Raw genomic sequence first — 22832 nt, forward strand, 5'->3', positions numbered from 1 at the left:
GCCGCAAAGTTTTGTAGAAAAACTCAAATAAATAACTTTGCGGCTTTGCGTCTTTGCGAGCAATTTTAAGTGCTAAAGAAAAACTTAACTTAGCGAGAACAAATACAATGACAAAACAAAAAGTTACTTTTTTCTGGTTCAGACGTGATTTACGTCTCGAAGACAATACCGGATTATTTCACGCTTTACAATCAGATTTTCCTGTTATTCCTCTATTTATTTTTGATGAAGATATCTTGGAAAACCTTCCAAAAAAAGACGCCAGAGTCAGTTTCATTTACGATTCACTACAAAAAATAAATACAGAATTACAGCAATTTGAATCTTCGATATTAATCAAAAAAGGAAAAACAAAAGAAGTTTGGAAATCGCTAATCGAAGATTTTGATATTCAAAACCTATTCTTCAATAAAGATTATGAGCCATTCGCTATTCAGAGAGACAACACAATTTCTGGATTATTAAAAGAAAATAACATTGAATCTTTATTATACAAAGACCACGTTATTTTTGAAGAAAAAGAAATCACAAAAGCAGATGGACTTCCGTACACCGTTTACACACCTTATAAAAATAAATGGCTGGAAAAATATCACCTTTCAGGTACAGCTCCAGAATGTGATTCTAAACCCTTTCACTCCAATTTTGCCAAAAAACAATTTTCATTTCCTGATTTAGAGGAAATAGGTTTTGAAAGAAGTGCCATAAAAGTACAGTACGCATAACTTAACACAAATTACCAATTATAAAGAAACCAGAGATTTTCCTGCTTTAGACAGCACGTCTTATCTTTCGCCACATTTACGTTTTGGAACGGTAAGTATTCGCAAATTAGTAAATTGGGCAAATAAAAAGAACCAAACCTTTTTGAGTGAATTAATTTGGCGGGAATTCTTTATTCAAATTCTATTCAGTTTTCCCAATTGTGTCAATCATAATTTCAAATCGGCTTACGATGGAATTCAATGGCGCAACAACGAAGAAGATTTTAAACGCTGGTGTTCCGGAACTACAGGCTATCCAATGGTCGATGCAGGAATGCGTCAGCTTAACGAAACAGGTTATATGCACAATCGTGTCCGCATGGTTGTGGCGAGTTTTTTATGTAAACATTTATTGATTAACTGGCAGTGGGGCGAAGCTTATTTTGCAGAAAAATTACTAGATTTTGAATTGGCTTCAAACGTAGGAAACTGGCAGTGGGTCGCAGGAACAGGCTGTGATGCGGCACCTTACTTCAGGGTTTTTAATCCCGAAATTCAGCAAAAGAAATTTGACGAAAAAGGCGAATACATCCGCAAATGGATTCCTGAGTTTGATCTTGGCTACAATGAACCTATGGTAGATCATGCTTTTGCGAGAGATCGTGCGATTGCGACTTATAAAAAGGGAATTGTTAAATAAAATTCCAATCCCGAAGCATCGGGATAAATTCCAAATTCCAATATTTGCGAAACGTTTACCCAAAAAACACAAAAAAAACCTTTGTCAAAGTTTAAAACTTTGACAAAGGTCTGTAGTATTTTGTTCTGCATCAATTTAAAACCTGAAACTTGAAACATGAAACTAATGAAACAAAATCCTTAATACTTCAAATAATTATCAACTACAATCTTTGCTTTCAAATCGAACATTAAATTATAAAGTCCGAAGAAAGTACGGTTCATGTAAATAAAGTGCTTAGAACCACGATTTCCGTTCATTTTTTTCAAGTTCGTATCTTCCGAAAAACGTTTTCCTAATTCGGCGATAGCGTTGAAAAAAGATTCATCGGCAAAATCGAAAGTTTCGTTTTGAAAAGGCTTTGTAAACAGCGACAATAAATCATGAAACATATCTGTAAAGTACGCCACTTCTGCAGGAGAATCGTCTGGTCGAAGGATTTCTAATTCGAATAACTTTTCATTGAAACGCTTTTCATCCGTAATCACATTTTTATTGATTAGCTCAAAATATGGTGTATAGAAATCTTCCGGAATTTGTTTCATACAGCCGAAATCCAAAGCAATTAACTGATTTTGCTCGTTTACCAAGAAATTTCCAGGATGCGGATCTGCGTGTACTTTTCGCAAAACGTGAATTTGGTACATATAAAAATCCCAAAGTGCCTGCCCTATTTTGTCTCCAACTTCCTGATCTTTATTAATTGCTGTAAATTCAGAAAGATGAATTCCCGTCATCCAATCCATTGTAATAATTTTCTCTGACGAGAATTCTGGATAGTAATTTGGAAAAATGATGTTTTCAATTTTATTACAAGCATCAACAACTTCCTGGCTTTGTTGTAATTCTAACAAATAGTTAGTTTCTTCAATCAGTTTGTCTTCAACCTCTTTAAAATATTTATCAGAATCCTTTCCCTGAAGATTAAACATTCTAATGGCAATTGGTTTTACCAAAGCCAAATCTGAAGAAATGCTGTTTGCAACTCCCGGATATTGAATTTTAACTGCCAGTTTTTTGTCGTTTTTCTTCGCCAAATGCACTTGACCAATACTTGCCGCATTTACTGAATTTGGATTGAACTCATCAAAAATTTCGTAAGGTGTTTTTCCAAAATTATTCTTGAACGTTTTTAAAACCAAAGGAGCAGAAAGAGGCGGTACTGAAAATTGCGACAATGAAAATTTCTCCACATAAGCCTGAGGCAGGAAATTCTTATCCATACTTAGCATTTGAGCTACTTTAAGTGCGCTTCCTTTCAAGCTTTTTAATCCGTCGTAAATATCTTCTGCATTATTCTCGTTTAGTTTATCACGGGTTAAATCTGGGTTTACTATTTTTTCGGCATAATGCTTTACGTAGTTCACTCCGATTTTTGCTCCGGTTTGAACTAGTTTTCCAGCTCTTTCTATTTTAGAAGTTGGAATATAATCGATTGTTTTCATTATCTGCTGTGTATTTTTTCTTTAAATAGAAATTTTCCAAAATCTATTAAATGGTTCATTGGCGCAACATTCATTAATTCAAATGATGCATTAACTGATTTTTCGATAAAAATATCTGTTTTCTCGAAAGCGACCGATTCATCTTCCATCCAGAATTTAATCGTCAGCATTAATTGCGACCAAGACGATTCCTGAATAGCTTTTTCCTGAAATTTTTGAAACTTCTCCTGTTCCAATCTGTAATCGTCAGTTAAAATTTCCGAAACATAATTTTTGAAGCTGTCTCTAAGCGAAGTAAGCTGTACTAAATTTTTAAGCGGATTTCTATCGATTTTCAACGATTGTAAAACATAACTTCTATTTGCTGTTAAGATTTCGAAAAAAGTAAAATAAAAGCTCAGCATTTTGTTTTTCATATCATATTGCTGATATTCTTCGTTCTTGTGAAGCAAGTCAACTGCGTTTTCAAAAAAAGTCGAAATATCTCTTTTTCTAAACCTTCTAATGTTCCGAAAAAAGCATAAAACTCAGCTTCTGTAAAATCATTTTCTTTGGCAAAATGATAAACAGATTTTGGTTTTTGACCCTTTTCTAAAACCTCATCCATATATTTTGAAACGATATCATCTTTGGTAATTACCTTTTTATTAGTCGTCATTTTATTAAAATTTAGAATTTGCCATAAAGGTAAACATTGTTTAAGTACCTTTACTAATCCTTAAACAATATACACTGTTAAATATATTATAAACTATTATGGCTCAAAATGTTCTCTTAACCGGCGGAAGCGGATTCATTGGAAAACACTTAACAGATGTTCTTTTAGATGCCGGATATTCTGTGTCTATTTTGAGTCGTTCCAACAGAGAAAACACTGCGACAATTACCTATTATAAATGGGATTTGAATAAAAACTATATTGATGAAAATGCAGTTTTAAATGCCGATTATATCATCCATCTTGCTGGAGAAGGAATCGTGGAAAAACGATGGACAGAAAAAAGAAAAAAAGCCATTATAGAAAGTCGGATTAAACCAATTGATTTAATTTTTTCGGTTTTAGAAAAACACAATAAAAAACTTAATGCTTTTGTTTCTGCTTCGGCTGTTGGAATTTACGGCGCTTTTACGAGCCATAAAATCTGTACGGAAAATACACCGCCCGCCAATGATTTTTTAGGCACAACGTGTCAGAAATGGGAAAACGCGGTTGATACAATCGGCTCTTTACAAATCCGAACGGTTAAAGTAAGGACTGGTATTGTATTAGGCAAAGACGAAGGCTTTCTCAAAAAAATGATTCCGACTTTTAAATCTGGTTTTGGGGCTGTTCTTGGTTCTGGAAAACAATATCTTCCTTGGATTCATATTGACGATTTGTGCCGAATCTATTTAAAAAGCATCGAAGACGAAAAACTAGAAGGCCCTTACAATGCGTGCATAACAGACAATACAACCAATTCTAGGTTTTCTAAAACATTAGCCAATTTATTTGGCTACTCGATATGATTGCCAAAAATTCCGCCATTTTTACTGAAAATTTTCTTGGGCGAAATGAGCATAGCTGTTTTAACAGGACAACGGGCTTCTTCTGAAAAAATTCAGAAAACAGGTTTTGAATTTCAATTTAGTGATTTGGAAAAAACACTTATAAACTGCGTAAAATAATTTTATTTCAGAGTTAAATACATTACATCATCTGTACGGACTACTCCAGTTAACGCTGTATTAGCCGTCTGCGCAATTTTAGTCGCAACCGAACTCGGAATTTGAATATTAAAATCTGAAACTGCAATTGGAAAATCTGAAATTACCTGAATTCCTTCTGCAACTTTTTTAATTAAAGCATTCACCACAATGTCTTTTGATTTTCCGCGTAAATAAAGCTTTCCTTTAATCTGATATTGTTTCTCGACATCACTGATATCTTTCAAATCAAATTTCTCAATTTTTCCTTTAAAAACAGCTTTTGGATAACGACGGCTTTCCATATAATTTTCGTTAAAATGGTCTTGCATCATATCCAGTTTAAAACGAAAATCTTTGATCATTACAGTACAGACAAACGTACTTGTTTTAGGTTCTAAAAGAATTGCGACTTGCCTGTTTACTGCTTTTATTTCTTCAAAAAAAGGAACAGACGCTTCAAAGTTTACCGTAGCGGTATTGGTAAAAAACTTGTCTTGGGCAAGTACAGAAAAAGCAGTAAAAAATAAAAATAATAAAGTAGTTGTTTTCATAATCGTCTACATTAAAACAATTATGTCATTCAAGTTTTTCTATTTAAAAGAAAGTAAAAAGTTAGATTCAGATAATTCAAAAAAGTCGAACGGCAGTAATCCGTGAAAAAATTTCGTAACCTTATGATTACACTTAAAGTTACGAAATTTCAAGGTGCAAAGTTCTGCCGCTAATGCTAAATATTTGTGAATGTTTTAATGAAAAATGTTTGTTGTGAAATGTGAGATGTTTTTGCAAACTACATTTTAACTTCTGTACATATTTCGATTAAAAATCCATTTAAATCTCTTGCATAAGCTACAACTTGTCCCCATGGTTTTTCTACAGGTTCAGAGACCATTACAGCGCCAAAGGAAGTTGCTTTCTGCAAAACTTCAGGTACATTTTCGACAATAAAACCAATTTCTATGGCAAAAGGTTTGTCTTCTAAACTGCTTTCTATAAAACCATCTTCCAAATTTTGCGATGCTAATTTTTTTGAAGCAAACGAAAGTGTTGTTTCGCCAGTAATTAATTCGCCATAATCATTATCAGGACTTATAAATTTCCTTGAGAAACCAAATGCATTTTCATAAAATGCTAATGTCTCTTCGACATCTTCTACGTACAATATTGTATATCCAAACTTTATCATGTTTTCTTTTATTTAATGTGTAACATATAAATATAAGAAATATTAGCTGATTTCTAGAAGGACATTGTATTTTTCTAAACTAGCCAAATCTTCGATAGAATTAATATTGGTAAGTTTTTCATGCTCTTCGACTTCTCTGCGGACTTCGATATGTTTTATCGCTTTTCTAAAACGACGCACTTCTTGTAAATTGGATAAAATCAATCCGGGAACTTGAACGCTTTTTCCTTCTTTATCTTTGGCAACCATTGTAAAATAAGAGGAATTACAATGTTTGACAACTCCGGTCTGAATATTTTCTGCCTCAACACGAATGCCGACAATCATGGAACTTCTTCCAACATAATTAACCGAGGCTTTCATGGTTACCAATTCTCCTACTTCGATTGGTTTTAGAAAGTTTACGGTATCAACAGAAGCTGTTACGCAATAATTACCGCTGAATTTTGAAGCCGATGCAAATGCAATCTGATCCAGCAATTGCAAAATATATCCTCCGTGAATTTTACCGCTGAAATTAGTGTGCGAAGGAAGCATTAATTCTGATATGCTAATTTTTGAGGAAGAAACGGGTTTAAAATCTGTAGTCATGTTTTTGTTTTTTGGAAAGTTTTTGTTTTTAATTTTTTTAAACAAATAGATTCATAGTTTTTTACTCAGGAAAGACGTTTCACTCTTTTAAGCAAACAAAGTACTTGGCGTGAAACTAGTTTCTTTTTATATTCTATATCAGACAAAACAAAAATCTATGTTTCTATATGTTTAAAAATTTTTATTAATTCAATAATTCATTTTCATCTGAATTTAAAGCTCTTGCTATAATATTTTCGGGAAGTGATTTCTTTGCCTTTGCTCCCATTTTCTTTAACCTTTCTACGCTCGAAATCAAATTTCCTTTTCCGTCTACCAATTTATTCATTGCGCTTTCGTATTCAGTTTTGGTATCTTTTATTTTATTTCCAATTCGAACTAAATCAGAAACAAAACCTTCAAATTTATCATATAATGCGCCCGCTTGTCTTGCAATCTCAAAAGCATTTTCCTGCTGTTTTTGATTGCTCCACATACTGTCAATGGTTCTTAAAGTTGCCAAAAGTGTGCTTGGCGTTACAATAACGATATTGCGATCGAATGCTTTAGTGTATAAACCAGGATCTTCGTTTAACGCAATTGCAAATGCAGGTTCCATCGGAATAAAAAGCAGTACAAAATCTGGACTTTCTATTTGATATAAATCATGATAATTTTTACTTCCAAGCTGTTCCACATGTCTTCTGATAGAATTGACATGTTCTTTTAGAAAATCAATTTTTAAAAGCTCGGATTCTTCATTAATCCATTTTTCATAGGCGGCAAGTGAAACTTTAGAATCGACAATCATTTTTTTACCGTCGGGAAGATTAATTACAACATCTGGAAAAACACGGTTTCCTTCGCTGTTTGTAAAGCTTTGCTGTACTTCATATTCCCTTCCTTTTTCTAATCCCGATTTTTCTAAAACACGCTCTAAAACCAATTCTCCCCAATTTCCCTGCATTTTGCTGTCGCCTTTTAATGCTTTGGTTAGATTTAAGGTTTCTTTGCTCATTTGGGCATTCATTTCGCTTAAACCTAAAATCTGCTGGCGAAGTGCGACGTGGTAATCGATACTTTCTTTGTGTGTCTGATCTACTTTTTGTTCAAAGACATGAATTTTATCCTGTAGAGGTAACAGAATATTTTTCATATTCTCACTGTTCTGTTCGGTAAACTTAGCCGATTTTTCTTCAAGGATTTTATTGGCTAGATTTTCAAATTCTTTGGTGAATTTTTCCTGAAGTTCGTTGATCTCATTTTTTTGTTCTTTATGGCGTTCCCATAAATTTTCAAAATCGACTTCTTTTTTAGAAAGCTGGATTGCTAAACTGTCTTTTTCTGTTCGAATGTTTTCTTTCTCTGAATTAAGCAATTGCAATTGTTTCTGAAAATAATTTTTCTCGTTTTCAAACTGCTCTTTCTGCATTTGAATCTGATTGTTCAGGGCATTCAATCTTTCTTCAGAAATTGCTTTTTCAGACTGATATTTTGATCCTGAAAGCATTTTGCCTAAATATATCCCAACAAAAAGCGCTACTACAAAACCTAATAAAAATGGTAGATAATCAGACATAACTAAGTTTATTTTACGTAAAAGTACGCAATAATACGTAGTACTTAGTTCATAAAATAGAAATTTCACGAATTCAGATTCAATCCAAACTAAACCAACATTTTAATTTTAAAAAAAATAAAAGTTCGACGCAACCTTTTTTTAAAAGTGCTATCTACAAGATATAAACCTATTAAAAGAATTATGAAAAAATTAATGTTGAGCTTATTTATAGCTTTTGGAATCAGCGCTTGTTCTCTTAACGATGACACTAAATATGTTGAGTGCGGTGTTAATACTAGTGTTGACTTTACTGGATTTCCTTTCTTGTGTAATTACAGTGTAAAAACACAGCAAAGCAGTGCTTGCCGTAGCAGTTATTGGATCTCAGGAAAAAATGAATGAATTGTTCACCAAACACGAAAACAGTTGTCCCGTTGCAAGCGATCCTAACATCGATTTTACAAAACAATATTTAGTTTCCATTTTTGCAGGGGCTAAACCTACCAGCGGTTATGCTATTAAAATTACTTCTATTGTAGAGAATAATTGCGAGATCATCGTTAATTATTATGAAAAAACTCCTTACGTTGGCGAAAATGTAACACAGACTCCTACTTACCCTTCAGATTTTGTTTTAATTCCAAAAACAGCTAAAGGTTTCATTTTTGTGAAAACAAATGAAAACAGCGACAATATTGTTATTGGAAGTTTTGACAGCCAATGTACTACTGCCGACTGCCAAAAATTCTTCCAAATCAACGATTATAGTATTTTAAAATTCCTAAACGTTGCCGTTGGACAATATGATTTTGGTCAATATAAATACACGCCGACTATAAAAAGAGGAGAGTATACTCTATTATTAAAAACTGTTCCTGCTGAAATTTTAGCGTTAAAAGGACAAACAAAAACTTACGGTACGCCTAATGCGGCTGGTGTTTATTTTGAATTACGTCAAGGCGCAGTAGTAAGTAAAGTTTATATTGACAATAATGACACTGAAGATCAAAGCACAGAAATAAAAGCTTTCAAAAAAGCCATTCAAGAAAAAATTACAAGTTTAAAATAATTCTATCATGAAAAAACTCTTTGTTCCTTTTATTGCTTTCTTTCTTTTTGCCAGTTTTTATTCTTTAGATACCACAAAGGCAGAATCAAGTTTAATTATAAATACTTGGATCTGGGAAAAATCTGTGGGCGGCACTAATAATCCGTACGTGGCAACGCCAAAAACTATTGGTTTTGCCAAGAAAATTATCTTTACTCCTGAAGGAAGAGTTATCACGTACAAAAATAATGTAGAAATTAGAAACAGCGCTTATCAAATAGAAAAAGGGATAGGATATATTGATCAGTCAGAACATGATCTAATTACGTTTGAGGGCAAAACTTATGTAATAGAAAACCTTGACAATCAAAACCTAACGATTGTAAGTAATAACCAAGACGCAAACTCGTACTATTTTTAAAAGATAGTTTTATAAGCTTTTTAGAACTATTTTTGCAAAACCAAACAATACCACTTTTTTGAAAGACGAGTTAGAAAAATACATCAAACTGTGCATGAAAAATGACAGGGAGGGACAACTGAAAATTTATCAGTTGTTCTCTCCTGTTTTGTATGGCATCTGTTTGAAATACATGAAAAACGAAGATGATGCCAAAGATGTCTTTCAGGAAGCTTTTGTGATTGTCTTTCAAAAAATAAACCAATACAAATTTGAGGGAAGTTTCGAAGGATGGCTCAAACGGATTTTCATCAATAAGCTCATCGAAACTTTAAACAAAAAGAAAAAGGAGAGTTTCTTTTTAGATGTTTTTGATCCTGACACTGATTTTATTGAAGAAGAGGAATTAGAGGCAATACCGATGGAACAGGAAAAACTTCTGGAATTTATTCGGGATTTACCAGATCAATATCGAACGGTTTTTAACTTATATGTTTTTGAAAAAATGAAACACAAAGAAATTGCCGAATTATTAAAAATCTCCGAAGGAACATCAAAATCAAATTTAAATCGCGCCAAACATATTTTACAGAAGCGAATTTTGAGTATAAAAAATTTTAAGACAGCATGAAGAAGCATAAAATAGAAGATATTTTTTCATCAATGGAAGACTTCTCGAGTATTCCGCCTCCTGAATTGTGGGGTCAAATTGAAGAAAAATTAAATAAACCTAAAAAGAAGAAGCGTGCTATTCTTTGGTGGTCGGTCGCTGCATGCTTATTATTGGGGTCGCTTCTGCCTTCAATTTTATATTTTACTGCCAATCCTCAAAATAAAAACTTTGAAAATGGCGGTTTCGAAAATAATCGTGTAGTCCTTGAAGAAAAAACAAACAATACTGATATTAATAAAAACAGCACTAACGAACAGACAGTAAACCATACAAAAACAGCTGATTCTGTAATTACTATTTCTCCAGAAAAAAATCAAGTAAATAATCCGAAAGGAAATCAAGAACAAGAAACTGCTGTCGCGCATTCAAATAAAAATAACAAAACGAATAAAAAAGGTTCTGAATCTAATATGCAGATTCCAAGCAATACTCCGAACCAATCTTTTGCTAGTCAGAATTTTGATTCTTCGAAAGATAAATCGAGTGGTAAATCTTCAAAAAAATCCATTTTAGAAAATGGAAGACAAGTCGCATCTAAAGGAATTGCTGAAGAAAGAATTGCTTTTGGAAAAGAAAGTAAGTTTAATTCAAATGCTAAAAAACAACTTTCTAATTCGATTTTTGATGCCAGCTTAGTCGGGAAAGACAACAAGAATTTTGCTTACAATAATCAAAGTTCTGCTCTAAGTAACAACACATCAAAACAAAATGATGTTATTAATAGCGGAAAAGCAGGAACTGATAAATATGTTGCTCGCAAAGGAAAATTCAAAATTCAACAATGTTTTAAGTAAAAAAGATTCTGCACAGCTGGCTGAACTTCAAAACTTAGAAAAAGGAATTTTAACTGCCGAAACTACAAAAGACGAAAAAGAAAAAAAGACAAATTAATTGATAAAAAGGAAAAATGGGCCGTTGCTGTTTTTGCGGGTGTTGCAAGTTCTGAAAATACTAGAAACGAAAAAACTTTAGGTAATGTAAACGATTCTAAACAGTCTAATTCTTTTGGAGTTAAAACGAAATACAGTATTAATAAAAAATGGGCCGTTGGTTCTGGTCTAAAAATTAATGAGCTTGGACAAAGTGTTGCCAACGTTTCGTATGTAAGTGCCAAAAATAATGCTTTATTTGCTCCAGGCGAATCGCGTGCAGACAGTCCAATTGCGATGTCAGGCAGTAATCCTGAGTATCTTCTTATTTCAAGCAACGACAAAAGAAGCTTTAAAAAATGATAATGTACAAACAGGAAAACTGGATCAAAACTTACGATATATAGAAATGCCTCTGGAAGTTTCGTATGCTGTTTTCAATAAAAATAAAGCAAGTATTAATTTGAATACGGGTGGTTTTGTGGGCAAATTGATATCTAACAATGTAGCTTTGGACGGAAATTCTATTGGTCAAAATGTAAGTGCAAACGATTATGTGTACGGTTCGACTTTGAGTAGTACAATTCAATACCGTGTTTACAAAAAGACAAATGTATTTGTAGAACCTGCTATGAATTATTATATCAATCCGTTAAACAGTCAGTCTTTCAATCAGTTTCAATGGGGATTAAATTTTGGATTAAATGTTTCATTCTAAGTTATATTTGTAGTAATTTTCAGAAATTAATTATTCTTTTTTTATGGATTTTACTGCTTCTTTAATTGACTCAAAATCACTTCCAACCGATTTATTTTTGGCTAAAGAAAAAGTTTTTGATAAAGCCGGTTTTCAATTGAAAACACTTTTAAAAGAAAAAGAAAGTGAAGAATACAGCGCTTTCCGTTTTCTAATAAATGAAAAAAACATTTGTTACAGAGAAGCAAAAATAACTCCAACCAAAACAGGTCAGTTTGTTACTTTATGGAAACGTAACATAACGGGAACAATTGAACCTTTTGACTTTTCTGACGCAATAGATTTTGTGATTGTAAGTGTTCGAAAGGATGAAAATTGGGGACAGTTTATTTTTCCGAAAAGTATACTATTAGAAAAAGGTGTTTTTTCTACGCAAAACAAAGAAGGCATCAGAGCAACAAGAGTTTATCCGCCTTGGGATGAAACTACAAGCAAACAAGCTCAGAAAACACAAAAATGGCAACTAAATTATTTTCATTCGCTTACTAATTCAAATCAAATTGATTTCGATCAATTGAGAAAATCATTATTATAGATTTTCAACAAAAAAAGGCTTCCAATGGAAGCCTTTCTTTTTTTCTCTATTCTACTTATTTCTTGATAATCTTATCTTTAAAGATCACCTTATTATTTTCGGTAACGGTATAAAAATAAACTCCAGAAACCAGATTATTAACAGAAACTACTGCGGTACTGATTTCAGATTCATTTTTAACGTTTATTGGACTTCCAATGGCACGTCCGTTAAAATCATACAATTTAATTTTTAGATCTCTTCCCTGCGTTGTTTTCAAATCAAAATTTAAAACATCTGTTGCAGGATTTGGATACGCTTTTACGTAATATTTATTTTTTCCAAAATCAGGCGTAGAAAGCACATCTTGTTTCAACTCAAAACGAGCAATTACTGGTCCGTGGTCAGATGTTGTGCTGATGTAATTTGAAATATCATTACGTGGGTCATAAACTGCAATTGATTTTTCTATATATTGATCCTCCAGCTCATTAGAAATTATAATATGATCTAAGAAACTTGGCGGATTGTAATTCAAATAACTAGTCGCTCCAGCTTTACTTATTTCTAAAGTTAAAGCATTATAACCTGCTGTATCGTCTACAAAACTCTGGTAAGATGAAGGTGTGCTCGCATTTCCAACCCATGCTTTTACATCATCATTAAGGTCTCCTAAAAGAATGATATTTTTATCTGCGTATTGTGCATCCAAAGCTTGTTTTAAATAATCAACATCATATTTACGCTGATTGTATTTCATTACATCAGTTCCACTATTTGCACGTGCATGAAGATCAATTAAGCTAATTGTTTTTGTTACGCCGGCAATATTGGTTTCCAACTCAACTAAATACGGTAAACGCCCGGATGCAAAAAAACTATCGTCATTTTTCTCCGGAGTTTCTGTTCCTGGATAATTAGGTAAAACTACCGTATTACCACGAACCTCATCATAAACTTCTTTAAACAATACTTTTGTATTTTTTACAGTGGTAGTTTGTGTATTATAAATTACAACTAGCTTTTGTGCTGGATAATTTGGATCACTTGGAGGATCTTGCCATGAATATGACCAAGAGGTTGAAGTAGATTTACTAAAAGTTTTTCCATTTATATTTAATTTCTGAATTAAATCATCTATTGCAGTATCACTCGAAACTTCTTGAAGTGCATAAACGTCTGCATTCAATTTATTCATGACTTTTGCAACGTTTTCAAGCTGTAAAGCATTGTTTGTTGGACCATATGTATTATTTGTAGATCCAAAAAACGACACATTATAAGTTACAACATCAAAAGTATCTGCTTTAGGCCAAGAAGAAGCTGTAAACAAACCGATTTGTTTGTTTAATGAAGTTCCTGTAATTGTTAAAGTGCCAGAAATTGTTGGTTCTTTTGTTGTAGGTGCAAATCTTGCGTAAACTGTTTTTCCTGTCGCCGCATCTGAAGAAGAAATCACAACACTTGCCCCGAATGAACTATTATCTAATGATAATTGATACGAAGCCGGAGCTTGAATAGTGATATCATCATAACCTGTCGCCGTGAAAACAAAAGACTGGCTCGCAGAAAATGAATTTGGATTTACATCTCCGAAATCTAAAATTGGGTTTGAGTCTAAATATTGGGTTTCATTTGTAACAGCAAAGTCATCTAAAGACCATTCTGCTGCATTACCATTTCCGCCAGAAACTGTTTCATAAACCCAGGCTAAATATGTTTGATTGGTCTTGTAAGAAGATAGATTAATATATTGAGACTGTGTATAAATTTCTTTAATTGTTGGAAAACGCCCATCAATCTCTGTCCATGTTGCAGTGTTAGGATCGCTTACTCCATCATAATTCGTAGAAACCATTAATTTTAGAGATGGTCCATCGTAGAATTTACGAGAATAAAAAGACAACAACGGAATTTGAGTAAAACTATCCAAACGCAATTTTGGAGAAATCAACCAATCTTTACTTGCACCAGAATCTGAGAAACCATTAATAAGAACAGCTCCAGTTCCAGAATTCACATTTCTTGCTTGAGTTGTGTGAGACCATTTGTTTACAGTTCCAGATTCATTATATTGTGTCCAACCGCTGTTTGTTAAAACATTTACATCGTCAAAATTTTGTACAAAAGGGGTGATTCCAGAAGTCGCCAAATCGACTGTTTTTGCCGTACCCCCAGTTGTTTCATGAGTTATTGATCCCGTAAAACTTCCAATTGCTGTTGGTGTGAATTTTACATAAACTGTTGGAGTTGCATTCAAAGCAAAATCAGCAGGAACGAACGTTAAAGATGATGAAAACGCGACCTTATCTTTTGAAATTAAGAAATCTGATTGAGCAGTAACTAAAACATTAGCAGTAAGATTAGAAGCTCCTATTTGATAATTTTTAATTACAGTCTCATAATTTGGTTCAGAACCGCCCAAATTTAATAGATCAACTGTTGTCGATATTGCAGGAGGGGTAACGCTCAATGTTGTAACATCTAATTTATTTACTGATAGCTGAACATTTCCAACTTGATCTTCTGAGATGGAAAAAACAGAATAAGCCGTATTTAGAGTTAATCCTGTAAAACTTTTTAAATATTCTTGAGTCGCATTTGTAATATCTAAAACTCCTGATTGTAAAGTCGCAATTCCATTTGAATCTTGACCAGCCTTTATCTGCGTAACAGTTGGTGCTGTGCTTCCGCCTGGCGACAGTACAAAATACGTTTTTCCAACCTCATCTATTTTATTGATAAAATCGAAACTTTGAGTCAAGATATTATCTGCTTTTGGATAACCAGTACTATTAACTGGTGGATTTTGATCATTAACTTCACTAATATCAATATTGTCAATTGCAAATGATGGACGTCCTCCTCCGCCAGAAACTTGTCTTGAAGCCCAGCGAATTTGTACTATTGGCTGATCATCACATTCTGCAGGCAATGTAATTTTTCTTGGCTGAGAGTTCTTTGGCGCATACACGTTATCGGCTTGTCTCTCTAAATTGTTACGATATGCCGTTGTCAATAAGGAAGTAAACTCTCCAGTTGTTCCAACTCTATATTGTAGAATTACTTCGTTGATCCTTGTATTACTTGCATCCGCAGGATCTCTAATAGTCATAATATCATATTGAACTTGTATCGCTGTTGATCCAACACTCGAAAAAGCAAAGCCAATACTAAGATTAAGACCTCCAGTATTTAAAAATCCTAATTTACCAACATAATTATAAAAACCACCGCCAGTATTATTTGCTCCTCTACCAGTAATTATAGTATTATTATCGGTGAATGTGGAAGAAGTTATATGCTTCGCGATTCTGTAGTAGGATTGCTTCCGAGGCTCCATCCTTGGAATCCAGAAGGAAATGCGACAGAAGTGACTTCCCAAGTTTGAAAATCCTGTTTATATGGTAAAGATTGAGCATCAGGCATTGTCTGAGCAAAGATGTCTCCTGAAAAGCCAAATAAAAAACATAATAAAACCAAAAGCTGTCGTGAAGAGTAAAGTTTTTTCATACGTTAAAAAATAGAGTTTTTAGAAGTCAAATTTATCGCCTTTAAAGTTAAGCTAATATTATAAAACTATAAACTTAATGTTGAAATTTTTATCCGTAAAATTTAATTATAAACAACATAAACTCTCATACATTAAATATAAAATAATCAAAAAACGATTATGCAAGATATTATTCAAAAACTCTCAATATTAGATTAACCCGCTAAAACTCCATGTTTCCTACAATTTAAAACACTTATAAAAACAAAAAAAGCAGTAAACTTTTGCTTACTGCTTTTCTAATTCAAAAAGTATTCTTTAAAAAAATATTACACCGCTGTGTAACCACCGTCGGCAATAATATAGCTTCCTGTTGTAAATGATGATTTATCAGAGTTTAAGAAAACTACTAACTCTGCAATTTCCTCAGCAGTTCCCAAACGGTTCATGGCAGATTTTGCTCGCAACGGCATTCATCATTTCTTTATTTAAATTGTCTTTTAAAAGCGCTGTTTCAATATAACCAGGTCCAACAGCATTACAACGAATATTTTTCTGCGCATATTCTACTGCAATATTTTTAGTCAAGCCAACGACCGCATGTTTACTTGCAGTGTAAGCTGGGCTATTTGGAGTCGCAACTTGCCCATGAATTGAAGCAATATTAACAATACTTCCACCGCCATTTTTTTCCATTTGTTCCAGTTGATAGCGGCAGGCATAAAAGACACCGCTTAAATTTAAAGCAATTACTTTATCCCATTCTTCTGGTTCGTATTCTCCAGTTGGTTTTGCAGGTCCGCCCATTCCGGCATTATTACATGCAATATCAAGTCGGCCGTATTTTGAAACCGTAACCTCAACCATATGTTTGTTATCAATTGCACTCGACGAATCTCCTTTTACGAAAAAAGCTTCTCCGCCATTTTCTTTTATAACTTTTACGGTTTGTTCACCGTGATCTACATTAATATCAGATACTACTACTTTTGCTCCTTCGCGAGCGTATGCTTCTGCAACTGCGCGTCCAATTCCTGAACCTCCGCCAGATACAAATGCAACTTTATTTTCTAAAAGTGACATATTCTTAAGATTTAAATTTGTACTTCTAATTTACGAAGATCTAAAGCGATTCTCAAGGTTTGAGAGGAGTTTACAATAACATTAACGCTTACCGCTAATCTTATGTTATTTGATATTAAAAAGACCTTCATGTTTAAAAAATTTCGTATTATTCATCTTCATCCAATTTCATATTACCGCGGTCTTTATGACTTTCCGGATTTGAATTTGGATATCGGTCTGGAGTTACATCTGAATTTCGGTCTTTATTCTCAACCGTTTTTTTTGCTTCTTCTTCAGAAGATACACCACGATTAGAATTTGGATTGTCCGATGACGTTTTTGGAGTTTTCAATTGAATATCTTCGTTTTCATTTCGAGCTCGATCTACTATTTTTTTATCTCCGTCTGCATCTGTTACCACTTCTTTTTTCAATTTTGCATCTTTTAAATCTTTATCGTGCGAAACGTTTTTTCCTTTAGATTCGTCGATATCTTTTTGGGTTCCGTTTATCTTTTTCGTTCCTAAATTATTAGTTGCCATAGCTTTATTCTTTTGAGTTTCTACTATAATATTACGAATTCTAAGTCTTAAAACTAAATGGTTTAACATTGCTTTAGCTTAATAACGGTCGTTCTTTCATAATTTTTTTCTTATTTACAACATTCACTGGTTCAGAGATTATTTTGCTAAGAAACTAATAGACTGACTTCACTTTTAATTTTAGGAAAGAAACTATCTTTGCAAAAAATTAAAAATGCACAGACACTTCATTCTTTTTAAACCTTATGGCTACTTAAGCCAATTTATTTATGAATTAAAAAGAAAGAAAAAGCTTTTGGGCGAACTACATGATTTTCCCGAAGGAACAATGGCGATTGGAAGATTGGACGAAGATTCTGAAGGGTTACTTTTATTAACAACTGATGGAAAAGTAAGCGAACAAATAAGAAGTAAAAAAGTAGACAAAGAATATTATGTTCAGGTAGACGGCATAATAACACCCGAAGCAATTGAAGAATTGCAAAAAGGTGTCGAAATTGGTTTTGAGGGAGGAAAATACAAAACAAAACCCTGCTCTGCTTTTATTGTTACCGAAATTCCAGATTTTGGACCAAGAGCCAAAAAAATCAGAGATGAGCGCCACGGCCCGACGTCTTGGGCATCAATTACTATAAATGAAGGAAAGTTTCGTCAGGTTCGCAAAATGACTGCCGCAGTTGGTTTTCCTACGCCGCGTCTTGTTCGCGTTCGAATAGGAAATGTATATTTGCAAAACCTCAAAGCTGGGGAAGTTTTAGAAGTTTCTGATTTCAAATTAGAAAATCTGTCAATTTGATCATTAGAAAATAAATCAAACCGGCCAAATTAACAATTAACCGATTAAACAAATAAACGATAATGCTAAACGTTGTTCTTGTAGAACCTGAAATACCAAACAATACTGGAAATATTGGACGATTATGTGTGGGCACAGAAAGTCGTCTTCATTTAATTCATCCATTCGGATTTGTGATTAATGATAAAAACCTGAAACGTTCTGGTTTGGATTATTGGGTTCATCTTGATGTAACCGAATATCAAAATGTTGAAGAATGGATACAGCAGATTCCAGATCAATCGCGTGTGTTCTTAATGAGTTCGCATTCTGAAAAATCGTATTTGGAAACTGAATTTCAAGATGGAGACTGGTTAGTTTTCGGAAAAGAAAGTGTTGGATTGAGTGCCGAATTTATGGAAAGGTTTGATAATCATTTAACGATTCCGATGTCTCCGCTTATTCGCAGTTTTAATATTGCCAATTCTGTTGCTTTTGTAGTTGGTGAAGCTAAAAGACAGATTGGATTGAAAAAATAAGTTTACAAATTGATCTCCTGCAAGGTTTTCAAAACCTTGTAGGTATGACTTTTAGAAGGGTTTCGTAAACATTAATACCTACAAGGTTTGAAAACCTTGCTGGAGACGACTCATTAAGTCACAATAAATTTCCCTTTTTCAGCATCAAAAATAATATGTTCGTCTTTGAAGAGATTGCTGAAACTTCCGTTTGAAATTAAGTTACAAGGCTGATCCTGCGTAATATTTTCTGGTGTCATCATGATCATTTCGTCGCTTAATTGAATTGCTAAGTCAATATCGTGTGTCGAAAATAAAATGCATTTTTGAGTTTCCTGAGTCAGTTTTTTTAATAATTTGAATAATGAAACTTTATGAAGTAAATCAAGATGCGTTGTTGGCTCATCTAAAATAATCAGGGGTGTATCTTGTGCCAAAGCTCTGGCGATTAAAACTTTCTGCAATTGACCGTCGCTAATTTCAAAATGTTTTTTTGATGCTAAATGCTCGATTTGAGTCAGATTCATTGCTTCTTTAACTTTCGCTATATCATCATTTGACAAAGTATCTACCCAATTTGTATACGGCTGACGCCCCAATGCAACTAATTCAAAAACGGAAAGATTACTTGGAGGCAGTTTTTCTGTTAAAACCAAACTTAGATTGTGTGCCAATTCTAAAGGTTTAAAATCGGAAATATTCTTTTCGTTTAAATAAACATTTCCCGATAACGGTTTTTGAATTCCAGTAAGCGTTCGCAGTAAAGTTGACTTCCCAATTCCGTTGGCTCCTATTAAAGTAATGAGTTTACCAGATTGCAGATTTAAATTCAAATTGGCCGCAATGGTCGTAACGCCTTTTTTGGATTTATATCCAATATTTAGATTTGATGTTGATAGAATTGTTTTCATTTTTTCAAGATTCTAAGGTGCTAAGTTTTTTTTCCACAGATTAAGAGATTAAAATGATTAAAAAAATCTGTGTAAATCTTTTTTATCAGTGGCTAAAAAAATTATTGAAAATTCCTTTTTCTTACCAAAAGCCAGATTACAACCGGCGCTCCAATTATGGACGTAATCGCATTAATTGGAAGCGTAACATCAAAGCCTGGCATTTGCGAAACTATATCACAAAATAACATTATGATAGAACCGAAAAACAACGTACTCCAAAATAGTATTGTATGATTACTAGTTTGAAACGTGAGTTTTGCAATATGCGGAACGGCTAAACCAACAAAAGCAATCGGACCTGCAAAGGCAGTTATACTTCCTGCTAAAATACTGGTTGCAAATATGATTATTAATCTGGCGCGTTTAAAGTTCAATCCCATACTCTTTGCGTAGTTTTCACCCAGAAGCAATGCGTTTAATGGTTTTATACTATTGGCACTTAAAAGCAATCCGATTGCAACGCAGAAAGTTAGAATTCCGATGGTTGGCCAAGAAAGATTTCCGAGGCTTCCCATAGACCAGAAGGTAAATTTCTGTAATTGTTCTGCGGTACTAAAATAGGTTAAAACACTTACGATTGCCGTTGTAAAACTACCGAACATTAAGCCGACAATTAGAATTGCCATTGTATCTCGTAATCTTTGTGAAACTACCAAAACCAATAATAAAACCAATGTACTGCCAAATGTAGAAGCTAAGACAATTCCGTAAGATGACAATGCAATGACACTTAAAAAAGATGGTAGAAATCCCGCTCCTAAAATTACAAAAGCAACGCCCAAACTCGCTCCAGAACTTAATCCTAAAACATAAGGCCCAGCAAGCGGATTTCGAAATAAAGTCTGCATCAAAAGGCCGCTGATGGCAAGTCCGCTTCCAACCAAAACTGCCGTAATTGCTTTTGGCAGGCGATAATTAATAATAATATATTCCCAAGTTGATTTTTCTACATGACCTCCCGTTAAACTTGCAAAAACATCTTTGAACGGAATCAACACCGATCCCAAACTAATGCTTGCGAAAAACATCAGCAAAAGACCTAAAGCCAAAACGACAAATAAAATGGTATTTCTTTTTTTATTCGCCAATTTAGTTCAGTTTTGATGCAAAAGTAAATTCGTAACTTGCTAATAAATCAGGGTGGAAAATTTTGATATAATCTTTCAAAACCAAATCTGGACGGCTTGGAGCCAATTCGTAATACACTGTTCCGCCGGTTGCTCCCAATTTGCCTTCAAAATTATAAACACTTTTATTTTTAAACGCATCAAATTCTCCATAATGCGGATTTGCTTTTTGCAATTCATCTAAACTTTTAAATGAACCAGAAGCAATCCAGATATTGGCTGTTTTGGCTTTGTCTAAAACTTTTTCAAAAGACAAACCTTCGCTTCCTGTTCCTTTTAAATCCGACCATAGATAATTAGCTTTAGCATCATTCATAAACTCGGCAACCCAGCTGTTTCCTTTGGCAACGTACCAAACATCTTCATACATTGAACCGTATAACACTTTTGAAGTAGCCGGCTTGTCTGCAACTAACTTTTTAGCCTGATTGTAACTTTCTACAATTTTGTCAAAAAGCTCTTTTGCCTGCTCTTCCTTACCAAACAAAGCACCGTAAAGTTTGATCCATTCTGCTTTTCCAAGTGGAGATTGTTCCATCCAATCGCCTTGAATTAAAACTTTTAAACCGCTTTTTTTCAAATTATCCAGCATCGGATTATTATTGTCAACACCAAAAGTCACAATCACATCTGGAGATAATTCGATCAACTGCTCAATATTTAGTTTTTCGTTTTGTCCAACGTTTTTAACAGAACCTTTGTCAATTAATGCTCGTGTTTTTTCCGAAGAAATATAATCTGTATGAGGAAATCCAACCAATTTGTTTTCTACTTCAAGCATTTCTAAAAACGGAATATTAGTCGTTGAAGTAACAACAACAGACTCTAATGGCACTTGAATTGTAGTATAAGTTTGAAGACTGTCTGGGACTTTAGCTTCTTTTTCTTTTAATATATATTTAAAATCTTTATTCGCATTTGGCCATGGATTTGAGACTGTTACAACCGAATAATCTTCGTATTTTACGATCGAAAGTCCCGATGCATATTCTATACTATTCTTTGCATTCGCGAGCTTTTACAATTTCAACTTTCTCATTCTTCTTACATCCGATAAGAATAAAAAAAGAAGCCGCAAAAATCATTTTAGGGAATAAATGTCTCATGTTTTATGTTTTGGATGAAGCAAAGGTAAAGTATTTTCTATTTTTTTTGTTTACCTTTATTCTTACAAATTTAAACAATTGTATCTTTACAACATGAATACCACAAAAATGAAAATTTGCTCAAGCTGTGAATCTGAATTCAGCTGTGGAGATATATCTATAGAGAACAAGTGCTGGTGTAATGATTACCCGCCAATCTTCAATCTTTCTGAAGGCGGAGACTGTCTCTGTCCCAATTGTTTCAAAGAAGCTTGCGAAGATAAAATCGATGCTTATATTGAAACTGTTACACCTCATAATGCTACAAAAAACAAAGCCATTTCTTTGCCCAAAACAGAAAAATTAATCGAAGGTATTGATTATTATATTGAAAATGGAAATATGGTTTTTAAGACTTGGTTTCATTTAAAACGCGACACTTGTCGCGGAAATGATTGTCGTCACTGTCCGTATTAATAATTATGAGTTACGAGTTAAAAAACTATTTGTTACTTTGCTTTAGAAAACAAACTTATAATCTATAATTAACCTTTTATAAATGATTTACTTGATAACGGGAGGTGAAAGATCTGGAAAAAGCAGTTTTGCTCAAAAATTAGCTTTAGAACTTTCCAACGCACCTATATATGTGGCAACAGCTAGAAAATGGGATGCCGATTTTCAAAACCGAATTGACAGACATCAGCAGGAAAGGGACGAGCGCTGGACAAATATTGAAAAGGAAAAATATCTAAGTGAAATTGATTTCTCTCAAAAAACAGCTTTAATCGACTGTGTAACGCTTTGGCTGACTAACTTTTTTGTGGATCATAAAAATGATGTTGCTTTAAGTTTAGAAGAAGCAAAAAAAGAATTTCTCTCGATCGCCAGTCAAAAAGACACTAATCTAATTATTGTAACAAATGAAATTGGAATGGGCATTCATGCTTCAACAGAAATTGGAAGAAAATTTACCGAACTACAAGGCTGGATGAATCAGTTTCTAGCTTCAAATGCAGATGAAGTTTTCTTGATGGTTTCGGGAATTTCGGTTAAGATAAAGGGGGGAAATTCCAAAATTTAAATTCCAAATTTTAAAAAAGAAAGTTCCAAATTTTTA

The 22832-nt window shown here is 33.5% G+C and carries 23 protein-coding genes and 4 pseudogenes; 14 read left to right on the forward strand and 13 right to left on the reverse strand.

Annotated elements, in window-relative coordinates:
* The first annotated feature begins 107 nt into the window (after nt 1–107).
* Nucleotides 108–1404: pseudogene (locus tag ACZZ95_RS00260) on the forward strand (cryptochrome/photolyase family protein).
* A gap of 179 nt (nt 1405–1583) precedes the next feature.
* On the opposite strand, the gene ACZZ95_RS00265 reads toward ACZZ95_RS00260, so the two are convergent.
* On the reverse strand, nt 1584–2888 hold the full coding sequence (locus ACZZ95_RS00265) for an ABC1 kinase family protein (protein WP_463467587.1): 1305 nt from the start codon (nt 2886–2888) through the stop codon (nt 1584–1586).
* A pseudogene (locus tag ACZZ95_RS00270) lies at nt 2888–3546 on the reverse strand (TetR family transcriptional regulator C-terminal domain-containing protein). Before ACZZ95_RS00270 ends, ACZZ95_RS00265 begins: the two are co-directional and overlap by 1 nt.
* A gap of 98 nt (nt 3547–3644) precedes the next feature.
* Here ACZZ95_RS00270 and ACZZ95_RS00275 point away from each other — a divergent pair.
* A complete protein-coding gene (locus tag ACZZ95_RS00275) occupies nt 3645–4397 on the forward strand; it encodes a TIGR01777 family oxidoreductase (protein WP_463467588.1) in 753 nt (250 codons plus the stop codon).
* On the forward strand, nt 4398–4556 hold the full coding sequence (locus ACZZ95_RS00280) for a DUF1731 domain-containing protein (protein WP_463467589.1): 159 nt from the start codon (nt 4398–4400) through the stop codon (nt 4554–4556).
* 2 nt (nt 4557–4558) lie between these two features.
* Here the strand turns inward: ACZZ95_RS00280 and ACZZ95_RS00285 are convergent, their stop codons facing one another.
* From ACZZ95_RS00285 to ACZZ95_RS00300, 4 genes are all read right to left on the reverse strand, one after another.
* Entirely contained in the window at nt 4559–5128 is a 570-nt protein-coding gene (locus ACZZ95_RS00285; protein ID WP_463467590.1) for a YceI family protein, read from the reverse strand.
* Between the two features lie 239 nt (nt 5129–5367).
* Nucleotides 5368–5763 (reverse strand): VOC family protein, encoded by a 396-nt coding sequence (locus ACZZ95_RS00290; protein WP_463467591.1) that lies wholly within the window; start codon nt 5761–5763, stop codon nt 5368–5370.
* A 42-nt stretch (nt 5764–5805) separates the two neighbouring features.
* Nucleotides 5806–6354, reverse strand: a complete 549-nt coding sequence (locus ACZZ95_RS00295) for an acyl-CoA thioesterase (protein ID WP_057117795.1) — start codon at nt 6352–6354, stop codon at nt 5806–5808.
* A gap of 184 nt (nt 6355–6538) precedes the next feature.
* A complete protein-coding gene (locus tag ACZZ95_RS00300) occupies nt 6539–7912 on the reverse strand; it encodes a DNA recombination protein RmuC (RefSeq protein WP_463467592.1) in 1374 nt (457 codons plus the stop codon).
* 183 nt (nt 7913–8095) lie between these two features.
* Between ACZZ95_RS00300 and ACZZ95_RS00305 the strand changes: the two genes are divergently transcribed.
* The 7 genes from ACZZ95_RS00305 to ACZZ95_RS00335 all read left to right on the forward strand — a co-directional run bounded on the left by ACZZ95_RS00305 (nt 8096) and on the right by ACZZ95_RS00335 (nt 12176).
* Complete coding sequence (locus ACZZ95_RS00305) at nt 8096–8296, forward strand: hypothetical protein (protein ID WP_463467593.1); 201 nt, start codon at nt 8096–8098, stop codon at nt 8294–8296.
* Nucleotides 8253–8963, forward strand: coding sequence for a protease complex subunit PrcB family protein (locus ACZZ95_RS00310; protein ID WP_463467594.1), 711 nt, complete (start codon nt 8253–8255; stop codon nt 8961–8963). The genes ACZZ95_RS00305 and ACZZ95_RS00310 overlap by 44 nt, the downstream gene beginning before the upstream one ends.
* Nucleotides 8964–8970: 7 nt before the next feature.
* Complete coding sequence (locus ACZZ95_RS00315) at nt 8971–9363, forward strand: hypothetical protein (protein WP_463467595.1); 393 nt, start codon at nt 8971–8973, stop codon at nt 9361–9363.
* Nucleotides 9364–9421: 58 nt separating this feature from the next.
* Nucleotides 9422–9973 (forward strand): RNA polymerase sigma factor, encoded by a 552-nt coding sequence (locus ACZZ95_RS00320; RefSeq protein WP_463467596.1) that lies wholly within the window; start codon nt 9422–9424, stop codon nt 9971–9973.
* Nucleotides 9970–10809, forward strand: a complete 840-nt coding sequence (locus tag ACZZ95_RS00325; protein ID WP_463467597.1) for a hypothetical protein — start codon at nt 9970–9972, stop codon at nt 10807–10809. Before ACZZ95_RS00320 ends, ACZZ95_RS00325 begins: the two co-directional genes overlap by 4 nt.
* Before the next feature lie 325 nt (nt 10810–11134).
* Entirely contained in the window at nt 11135–11602 is a 468-nt protein-coding gene (locus ACZZ95_RS00330) for an outer membrane beta-barrel protein (RefSeq protein ID WP_463467598.1), read from the forward strand.
* Between the two features lie 43 nt (nt 11603–11645).
* Entirely contained in the window at nt 11646–12176 is a 531-nt protein-coding gene (locus tag ACZZ95_RS00335) for a MepB family protein (RefSeq protein WP_463467599.1), read from the forward strand.
* 55 nt (nt 12177–12231) lie between these two features.
* Here the strand turns inward: ACZZ95_RS00335 and ACZZ95_RS00340 are convergent, their stop codons facing one another.
* From ACZZ95_RS00340 to ACZZ95_RS00355, 4 genes and pseudogenes are all read right to left on the reverse strand, one after another.
* Nucleotides 12232–15498: a T9SS type A sorting domain-containing protein gene (locus ACZZ95_RS00340; RefSeq protein ID WP_463467600.1), complete on the reverse strand. Its 3267-nt coding sequence runs from the start codon at nt 15496–15498 to the stop codon at nt 12232–12234.
* Nucleotides 15453–15668 (reverse strand): hypothetical protein, encoded by a 216-nt coding sequence (locus ACZZ95_RS00345; protein WP_463467601.1) that lies wholly within the window; start codon nt 15666–15668, stop codon nt 15453–15455. The genes ACZZ95_RS00340 and ACZZ95_RS00345 overlap by 46 nt, the downstream gene beginning before the upstream one ends.
* Before the next feature lie 309 nt (nt 15669–15977).
* Nucleotides 15978–16731: pseudogene (locus tag ACZZ95_RS00350) on the reverse strand (SDR family NAD(P)-dependent oxidoreductase).
* Between the two features lie 148 nt (nt 16732–16879).
* Entirely contained in the window at nt 16880–17323 is a 444-nt protein-coding gene (locus ACZZ95_RS00355) for a hypothetical protein (protein ID WP_463467602.1), read from the reverse strand.
* 145 nt (nt 17324–17468) lie between these two features.
* On the opposite strand from ACZZ95_RS00355, the gene ACZZ95_RS00360 reads away from it, so the two are divergent.
* Nucleotides 17469–18050, forward strand: coding sequence for a pseudouridine synthase (locus ACZZ95_RS00360; protein ID WP_463467603.1), 582 nt, complete (start codon nt 17469–17471; stop codon nt 18048–18050).
* 62 nt (nt 18051–18112) lie between these two features.
* A complete protein-coding gene (locus ACZZ95_RS00365) occupies nt 18113–18568 on the forward strand; it encodes a tRNA (cytidine(34)-2'-O)-methyltransferase (protein WP_463467604.1) in 456 nt (151 codons plus the stop codon).
* Nucleotides 18569–18681: 113 nt separating this feature from the next.
* On the opposite strand, the gene ACZZ95_RS00370 is transcribed toward ACZZ95_RS00365, so the two are convergent.
* From ACZZ95_RS00370 to ACZZ95_RS00380, 3 genes and pseudogenes are all read right to left on the reverse strand, one after another.
* Complete coding sequence (locus tag ACZZ95_RS00370; RefSeq protein WP_463467605.1) at nt 18682–19458, reverse strand: ABC transporter ATP-binding protein; 777 nt, start codon at nt 19456–19458, stop codon at nt 18682–18684.
* A 101-nt stretch (nt 19459–19559) separates the two neighbouring features.
* Nucleotides 19560–20588, reverse strand: a complete 1029-nt coding sequence (locus ACZZ95_RS00375; RefSeq protein ID WP_463467606.1) for a FecCD family ABC transporter permease — start codon at nt 20586–20588, stop codon at nt 19560–19562.
* A 1-nt stretch (nt 20589) separates the two neighbouring features.
* Nucleotides 20590–21733, reverse strand: a pseudogene (locus tag ACZZ95_RS00380) (ABC transporter substrate-binding protein).
* 108 nt (nt 21734–21841) lie between these two features.
* Here ACZZ95_RS00380 and ACZZ95_RS00385 point away from each other — a divergent pair.
* Nucleotides 21842–22189: a DUF5522 domain-containing protein gene (locus ACZZ95_RS00385; protein WP_463467607.1), complete on the forward strand. Its 348-nt coding sequence runs from the start codon at nt 21842–21844 to the stop codon at nt 22187–22189.
* A gap of 82 nt (nt 22190–22271) precedes the next feature.
* Complete coding sequence (gene cobU / locus ACZZ95_RS00390; RefSeq protein WP_463467608.1) at nt 22272–22796, forward strand: bifunctional adenosylcobinamide kinase/adenosylcobinamide-phosphate guanylyltransferase; 525 nt, start codon at nt 22272–22274, stop codon at nt 22794–22796.
* Nucleotides 22797–22832: the final 36 nt, after the last annotated feature.

It is taken from the genome of Flavobacterium sp. AC267, assembly GCF_979258715.1.

Coding starts and splice junctions, on each gene's coding strand:
- ACZZ95_RS00305 (WP_463467593.1), top strand. CDS start 8,096: ATGAAAAAATTAATGTTGAGCTTATTTATAGCTTTTGGAATCAGCGCT.
- ACZZ95_RS00265 (WP_463467587.1), bottom strand. CDS start 2,888: ATGAAAACAATCGATTATATTCCAACTTCTAAAATAGAAAGAGCTGGA.
- ACZZ95_RS00385 (WP_463467607.1), top strand. CDS start 21,842: ATGAAAATTTGCTCAAGCTGTGAATCTGAATTCAGCTGTGGAGATATA.
- ACZZ95_RS00335 (WP_463467599.1), top strand. CDS start 11,646: ATGGATTTTACTGCTTCTTTAATTGACTCAAAATCACTTCCAACCGAT.
- ACZZ95_RS00370 (WP_463467605.1), bottom strand. CDS start 19,458: ATGAAAACAATTCTATCAACATCAAATCTAAATATTGGATATAAATCC.
- ACZZ95_RS00300 (WP_463467592.1), bottom strand. CDS start 7,912: ATGTCTGATTATCTACCATTTTTATTAGGTTTTGTAGTAGCGCTTTTT.
- cobU (WP_463467608.1), top strand. CDS start 22,272: ATGATTTACTTGATAACGGGAGGTGAAAGATCTGGAAAAAGCAGTTTT.
- ACZZ95_RS00360 (WP_463467603.1), top strand. CDS start 17,469: ATGCACAGACACTTCATTCTTTTTAAACCTTATGGCTACTTAAGCCAA.
- ACZZ95_RS00275 (WP_463467588.1), top strand. CDS start 3,645: ATGGCTCAAAATGTTCTCTTAACCGGCGGAAGCGGATTCATTGGAAAA.
- ACZZ95_RS00315 (WP_463467595.1), top strand. CDS start 8,971: ATGAAAAAACTCTTTGTTCCTTTTATTGCTTTCTTTCTTTTTGCCAGT.
- ACZZ95_RS00330 (WP_463467598.1), top strand. CDS start 11,135: ATGCTTTATTTGCTCCAGGCGAATCGCGTGCAGACAGTCCAATTGCGA.
- ACZZ95_RS00290 (WP_463467591.1), bottom strand. CDS start 5,763: ATGATAAAGTTTGGATATACAATATTGTACGTAGAAGATGTCGAAGAG.
- ACZZ95_RS00295 (WP_057117795.1), bottom strand. CDS start 6,354: ATGACTACAGATTTTAAACCCGTTTCTTCCTCAAAAATTAGCATATCA.
- ACZZ95_RS00365 (WP_463467604.1), top strand. CDS start 18,113: ATGCTAAACGTTGTTCTTGTAGAACCTGAAATACCAAACAATACTGGA.
- ACZZ95_RS00325 (WP_463467597.1), top strand. CDS start 9,970: ATGAAGAAGCATAAAATAGAAGATATTTTTTCATCAATGGAAGACTTC.
- ACZZ95_RS00285 (WP_463467590.1), bottom strand. CDS start 5,128: ATGAAAACAACTACTTTATTATTTTTATTTTTTACTGCTTTTTCTGTA.
- ACZZ95_RS00355 (WP_463467602.1), bottom strand. CDS start 17,323: ATGTTAAACCATTTAGTTTTAAGACTTAGAATTCGTAATATTATAGTA.
- ACZZ95_RS00345 (WP_463467601.1), bottom strand. CDS start 15,668: ATGAAAAAACTTTACTCTTCACGACAGCTTTTGGTTTTATTATGTTTT.
- ACZZ95_RS00340 (WP_463467600.1), bottom strand. CDS start 15,498: ATGGAGCCTCGGAAGCAATCCTACTACAGAATCGCGAAGCATATAACT.